General features: G+C 72.0%; 5 protein-coding genes. 4 read left to right on the top strand and 1 reads right to left on the bottom strand.

Annotated features, from left to right (window positions below; genetic code table 11):
• Positions 1-110: 110 nt before the first annotated feature.
• Positions 111-1,334 carry an ROK family transcriptional regulator gene (locus ABT299_RS51925; protein ID WP_190856238.1) on the bottom strand — a complete coding sequence of 408 codons (1,224 nt, stop codon included), beginning with the start codon at positions 1,332-1,334 and terminating at the stop codon, positions 111-113.
• Between the two features lie 252 nt (positions 1,335-1,586).
• On the opposite strand from ABT299_RS51925, the gene ABT299_RS51920 reads away from it, so the two are divergent.
• The 4 genes from ABT299_RS51920 (at position 1,587) to ABT299_RS51905 (ending at position 6,381) form a co-directional block, all read left to right on the top strand.
• On the top strand, positions 1,587-2,861 hold the full coding sequence (locus ABT299_RS51920) for an extracellular solute-binding protein (RefSeq protein ID WP_190856239.1): 1,275 nt from the start codon (positions 1,587-1,589) through the stop codon (positions 2,859-2,861).
• A 198-nt stretch (positions 2,862-3,059) separates the two neighbouring features.
• Complete coding sequence (locus tag ABT299_RS51915) at positions 3,060-4,031, top strand: carbohydrate ABC transporter permease (protein ID WP_433139310.1); 972 nt, start codon at positions 3,060-3,062, stop codon at positions 4,029-4,031.
• Positions 4,028-4,918, top strand: a complete 891-nt coding sequence (locus ABT299_RS51910) for a carbohydrate ABC transporter permease (RefSeq protein ID WP_387031270.1) — start codon at positions 4,028-4,030, stop codon at positions 4,916-4,918. The genes ABT299_RS51915 and ABT299_RS51910 overlap by 4 nt, the downstream gene beginning before the upstream one ends.
• Positions 4,915-6,381, top strand: a complete 1,467-nt coding sequence (locus tag ABT299_RS51905; RefSeq protein ID WP_500255389.1) for a glycoside hydrolase family 3 protein — start codon at positions 4,915-4,917, stop codon at positions 6,379-6,381. Before ABT299_RS51910 ends, ABT299_RS51905 begins: the two co-directional genes overlap by 4 nt.
• Positions 6,382-6,398 lie beyond the last annotated feature (17 nt).

The raw sequence follows: 6,398 nt of genomic DNA, 5'->3' as shown, positions 1-6,398 counted from the left end.
GGGCGCCCCCGCCCCCGGGGGGGGCGCTTCGGTACGCCCACACTGCCCGCACTGCCCGCACTGCCCGCACCCGCACTGCCCGCACCCGCCCCGCACGGGACCCGGTCGGCTCAGCCCTCGCCCGCCGAGAAGACCTCGTCGCGGGCCTGCTCCAGAGCGGCGTACAGGGCGCCGCGCAGCACCGGGTTGCCCTCCACCTCCGTCACCGCGACGGTCGGACGGGTCGGGCTGATCCGCCCGACGGCCCGTTCGATGCGGGTGGCGAGCGGCGCCCCGCCGGCCCGGCCGAGGCTGCCCGACAGCACCACCAGCCCCGGGTCCAGCACGATGTTGACCGAGGTCACGCCGTAGGAGAACCGGTTGGCGAGCTCGTCCAGGAACGCGCCGCCGCGGGACTCGTCGGCGGCGGCCGCGCGGACGCACTCCACCGCCGTCGGCTCGGTGATGCCGTGCTCGTGGGCCAGGGCGCGGACCCCGTCCGCGCCGACGAGCGCCCCGTAACCGCCGGCGAGGGTCGGGATCCCCCACGAGGTCGACTCGGTGACGCCGCCCTCCTCCTCGGGGACGCGCCGGGCCGTGCTCAACGGGAGCGGCGCGCCGGGGACGGGCAGGTACCCGATCTCGCCCGCGCCCCCCGACCGGCCGCGGTGCAGCCGCCCGCCGAGCATCACCGACAGGCCCATGCCGCGGTCGAACCACATCAGCGCGAAGTCGTCGGCGTCGCGGGCCGCGCCGTAGGCGCGCTCGGCGACGGCGGCGAGGTTCACGTCGTTCTCGATCGTCACGGGGCGGCGCAGGTCGGTGCGGAGGGCGGCGAGCACGCCCTCGTGCCATGCGGGAAGGTCGAAGGAGAACTGGACGTCGCCGGAGCGCGGGTCGACGACGCCGGGGGTGCCGATGACGAAGGCGCTCAGCCGGTTCACCGCGACCTTGGCGGAGCGGCACGCCTTGACAACGGCGTTGTGGACCATCTTGACCGGCTCGTCAGCACCGTTCGGATCGACGGTAACCTGGGCGACCATGCGTCCGGTGATGTCGGCGACGCCCGCGGTGACACCGTCCGGCCCCACCTCCAGACCCGCGACGTAGGCGCTCGACGGCACCACGGCGTACAGGGCGGCGTTCGGCCCGCGCCCCCCGGCCTGTTCCCCGACGACCGCCACCAGCCCGCGCTCCTCGAGCCGGGACAGCAGTTGGGAGGCGGTGACCTTGGAGAGCCCGGTGTGCTCGCCGATCTGCGCGCGCGTCAGCGGGCCGTGCTCGACGAGCAGGTCCAGCGCCGCGCGGTCGTTCAGCTCACGCAGCAGCCGCGGCGTTCCCGGGCGTCTGGCCATGCTGGTACCCCTCGATGTCTCAATCCGCTAACGGGCGGTTTTGTTTAGGAAAGTTTCTTGTTAGTTTACCCGCAAGCGCCGACCGACCCCTCATCCGGGGAGGGGCGTGCAGAGCGCCGACTGGCGAGCAGGGCGCCCGCGGGCGACGCGACGGCGAGCGGGGCATGTCCCGGACCCTAAAGGGTCCGGGCGCGCTCCACTCGCATCGCAGGCCGCAAGGCCCCGCGAGGCGATGCCGGAAAGGAACCCCCAGTGAAGTACATCAAGGTTGTGGCCACGGCGGCCGCGATCGCCCTGGCCGCCACGGCCTGCGGCGGCGGAGACGACAAGAAGAAGGACGACTCCGGCGCGGGCAAGGACCCGGCGCAGCTCAAGGTCTGGATGATGGGCGACGGGACCACCGAGCAGACGGACTTCCTCAAGGGCGTCGAGACCGAGTTCAAGCAGAAGCACCCGAACACGGCCGTCCAGATCAAGTACGTGCCGTGGCCGCAGGTCGCCACCACCTTCCAGAAGGCGGCCGCCGGCGGCGAGGGCCCGGACGTGACCGAGCTCGGCAACACCGACGTCCAGTCGCACATCGAGCAGGGCAACCTCGCCGAGGTCACCGACGAGATGTCGGGCTGGGCGGACAACAAGACCCTGAACAAGACCGCCCTCGCCAACGACCAGGCGGACGGCAAGACCTACGCGGTGCCGTGGTACGGCGGCGTCCGCGCCATCTGGTACCGCAAGGACTGGTTCGACGAGCTGAAGATCCAGCCGCCGGCGAACTGGGCGGACCTGGTCACCGCGGCGAAGAAGGTCCAGGACGCCAAGAAGGTGCCCGGCATCGGCGCCCCGAGCGACCAGACCAACGCCCTCGTCAGCTTCATCTGGGGCAACGGCGGCGAGGTCGCCGTCAAGGACGGCGGCAAGTGGACCGGCAAGCTCGACCAGCCGCAGGCCGTCGAGGCCGTGAACTTCTACGCCGGCCTGGTCACCAAGGACAAGGTCGCGCCGGAGAAGTACGTCGGCAAGAACGAGCTGGACGGCCCGCAGCGCGACTTCGCGCTCGGCAAGCTCGGCATGTACATCGACGGCAGCTGGGCGCTGGCGCAGATGAAGAAGATCTCCCCGAAGAACGCCGACAAGTGGGCGGTCTTCCCGATCCCCGCCAAGAACGGCGGGAACGCGCCGGTCATGGCGGGCGGCTCCGACCTCGCCGTGTGGAAGGACAGCAAGGCCAAGAAGGCCGCGTTCGACTACATCACCATCCTCAACAACGCCCAGAACGCCAAGAAGTGGGCCGACATCAGCGGCTTCTCCTCGATGCGCTCGGACGTCCAGTTCTCCGACCCGGCGCTCGCCCCGTTCACCCAGATCGCGGCCAACACCAAGTTCACCCCGATCAGCGCCGGCTGGGGCGACTTCGAGCAGTCCAAGAAGGTGCTGCCGAACGCGGTGAAGGCGATCATGCAGGGCAAGTCCGCCGACGACGAGATGAAGAAGGCCAACGAGCAGGCCAACGAGCTGCTCAACCAGTAGCCGGGTCGCTCGTCCTGTAGCACCGTGCATCCGGCGGGCCCGCACCGCAGTCCCCGCGGGCCCGCCGGATCCCGCACCGCTGGATCTCGCACCGCCGGACCCCGCCGCACCCGGCTCCGCACCGCCGGAATCCGCCGCACCGCGGTCCCGCCCCGCCGGGTCCCGCACGCCACCCGTCCCCGCTGATCGGAAGCGTTCATGCTCGACACCGCTCCCGCGGTGCGCAGGCCGCCGGGCCGGAGACCGTCCGGCCGCGGGCGCCCGCACCGCCGGCCCCGCTTCGGGCCCTACCTGCTGATCGCGCCGACCGTCGTCGTGATCGCCGTGCTGATGTTCTGGCCGATGATCCAGATCGGGATCATGTCGTTCCAGAAGGTCGGCAACCGCCAGCTGCGCGGCGAGCCGGCCGAGTCGGTCGGCACCGAGAACTTCGACACCATCCTCAAGGACCCGCTCTTCTGGGCGGCCTTCCGGCACACCGTGCTGTTCGCCGTCGTGGCGGTCACCCTCACGATGGTGATCGGGACGCTGGTCGGGCTGCTGCTCAACCGGCTCGGCAAGCGGATGTCGAGCTTCGTCTCCGGCGGCGTGATGGTCGCGTGGGCGACCCCGCCGGTCACCGCCGCGATCATCTTCAGCTGGCTGTTCGGCTCGACCGGCGGCCTGGTCAACTGGTTCCTCGACAAGCTGCCGGACGCCCTGGTCGGCGGCGGCTGGAACGACTACAACTGGTTCGCCACGCCGCTGTCCACCTACACGGTGCTGACGGTCTGCGTCGTCTGGCAGGCGTGCCCGTTCGTGGCGGTGTCGGTGCTGGCCGGCCTGAAGAGCGTCCCGCGCGAGCTGTACGAGGCGGCGCGGGTGGACGGCTCGGGCCCGTGGCGGACGTTCTGGAGCCTCACCTACCCGATGCTCAAGCCGATCTTCCTCGTCGTCCTGGTGATGTCGATCATCTGGGACTTCAAGGTGTTCACCCAGCTGTTCATCATGTCCGGGATGGCCAACCGCGACGCGTTCAACCTGTCGCTGTACGGCTACTCCGAGGCGTTCGGCGCGCTCAACCCCAAGCTCGGGATGGGCTCGGCCATCGCGGCGGTGCTCACGCTGATCCTGCTCGTCGTCACCGCGCTGTACGTGCGGGTCATGGTGCGTCAGGGGGAGACCCGATGACCCAGGCAACCGTCAAGGCGGGACGCTCCCGGCGCGGCCGCCCGGCCGCGCGCAGGCGGGCCCGCAAGATCGGCCTCAACGGCCTCGGCGTGCTCGTGTTCGTGCTGGCGGTGTTCCCCGTCTTCTGGATGGCGTCCACCGCGTTCAAGCCGAACAGCGAGATCTTCAGCACCACGCCGAAGCCGCTGCCGACGCACCCGACGCTGACGCACTTCGACTTCGTGCTCAACGGCGGCATCGCGCAGGTGTCGTTCTGGACGTACTTCCGCAACAGCATCCTGCTGGCCCTGATCACCGTCGTGGCGTCGAGCCTGCTGGCGCTGCTGGCGGCGACCGCGGTGGCCCGGTTCCGCTTCCGGTTCCGGACCACGTTCCTGGTCATGCTGCTGGTCGTGCAGATGGTGCCGTGCGAGTCGCTGGTCATCCCGCTGTTCCTGGACCTCAAGCGGCTCGACATGCTGAACACGCTGCCGGGCCTCGCGGTCGTCTACATCGGGTTCGCGGTGCCGTTCGCGATCTGGATGCTGCGCGGCTTCGTCGCCGCCGTCCCGAAGGAGCTGGAGGAGGCCGCCGCGATCGACGGCGCCGGCCCGATCCGCACCTTCTTCACCGTCATGCTCCCGCTCGTCGCGCCCGGCCTGGTCGCGACCAGCATCTTCTCGTTCATCACCGCGTGGAACGAGTTCATCTTCGCCTTCACGTTCCTGGACGACCAGGACAAGTACACCCTGCCGATCATGCTGCAGTTCTTCTTCGGCCGCAGCAGCACCGCCTGGGGGCCCATCATGGCAGCGTCGACGCTGCTCACCATTCCCGTCATCGCCTTCTTCCTGCTCGTCCAGCGCCGCATGGTGTCCGGGCTGACCGCCGGGGCGGTGAAGGGGTGACCACCGACGACATCGCGACCACCGGCGAGATCGCCCGGCTGGCGCGGGGCACCCTGCTGCCCTCCTTCCCGGGCCCGTCCGCGCCGCGCTGGGTGCTGGGCGAGCTGGAGGCGGGCCTCGGCGGGGTGACGCTGTTCGCGCTGACCGGCAACGTTCCGAGCCCGGAGTCGCTGGCCGCGCTCACCGCGCAGATGCGCAAGGCGGGCGAGCCTCTGGTGACCATCGACGAGGAGGGCGGCGACGTCACCCGCCTCGGCGGGCACGCCACCGGCAGCCCCTACCCGGGCAACGCCGCGCTCGGCGCGGTCGACGACCCGGAGCTCACCCGGCGGATCTACCGGTCGCTGGGCGCGGAGCTGGCCGAGGTCGGCGTCAACCTCAACTTCGCGCCGTCGGTGGACGTCAACACCGCCGACGACAACCCGGTGATCGGGACGCGCTCGTTCGGCGCGGACCCCGCCCTCGTCGCCCGGCACGCGGCGGCGGCCGTGACCGGCACGCAGGAGGCGGGGGTCGCCGCCTGCTGCAAGCACTTCCCGGGCCACGGCGCGACCGTGGAGGACTCCCATCTCGGCGTCCCGATCGTCGACGCCGACCTGGAGCTGCTGGACCGCCGCGAGCTGGTCCCGTTCCGGGCGGCGATCGCGGCCGGCACCCGCGCGGTGATGACCGGGCACCTCAACCTGCCCGCGATCACCGGCGGGACCCCGGCGACGCTGTCGCGCGCCGCGATCACCGGGCTGCTGCGCGAGCACCTCGGCTACGAGGGCGTGATCGTCACCGACGCGCTCGACATGCAGGGCGCCAGCGGTGCCATCGGCATCCCGGAGGCGTCGGTGCGGGCGCTGATCGCGGGCGCGGACCTGCTGTGCCTCGGCCCGAACGAGCACGCCGAGACGCTCCGGGCGACCCTGGACGCGATCGAGGAGGCGGTGCGGACCGGGCGGCTGCCCGCGTCCCGGCTGCACGACGCGGCGGAGCGGACCCGCCGGCTGCGCGCGTGGCTCGCGGGCAGCAGCCCCGCCGCTGTGGACCGCGCCGCGGGGCTGGAGGGCGCCCGCCGGGCCGTCCGGGTGACCGGGGCGCTGCCCGGCTGGAACGGCGCGCCGCTGGTCGTCGAGGCGGAGGCGACCGGCAACATCGCGGTGGGGCCGACGCCCTGGGGCCTGCGGCCCTGGGCGCCCGATGCCGTCCGGGCCGCGGGGGCGCCCGGAGAGGCGGAAGGTGTCCTGGAACGTGCCAGGGGACGCGGCCTGGTGGTCGTGCTGCGGGACGCCCACCGGCACGCCGCGCAGCGGGCGCTCGCGACCGCCCTGCTCACCGCCCGTCCGGACGCGGTGATCGTGGAGATGGGGCTGCCGGTCTGGCGGCCCGGCTCGGCCGTCTACATGGCCACCTACGGCGCCGCGGCGGCCAACGCGCAGGCCGCCGCCGAGATCCTCGGGCTGGTCTCCGCCGCCTGATCGCGGGCCACGAGCCG

Source organism: Spirillospora sp. NPDC000708 (assembly GCF_040299565.1).
Taxonomy (GTDB): domain Bacteria; phylum Actinomycetota; class Actinomycetes; order Streptosporangiales; family Streptosporangiaceae; genus Spirillospora.
Note: the sequence above shows the minus strand (reverse complement) of the source record. Positions and strands in the feature narration are given on the sequence as shown.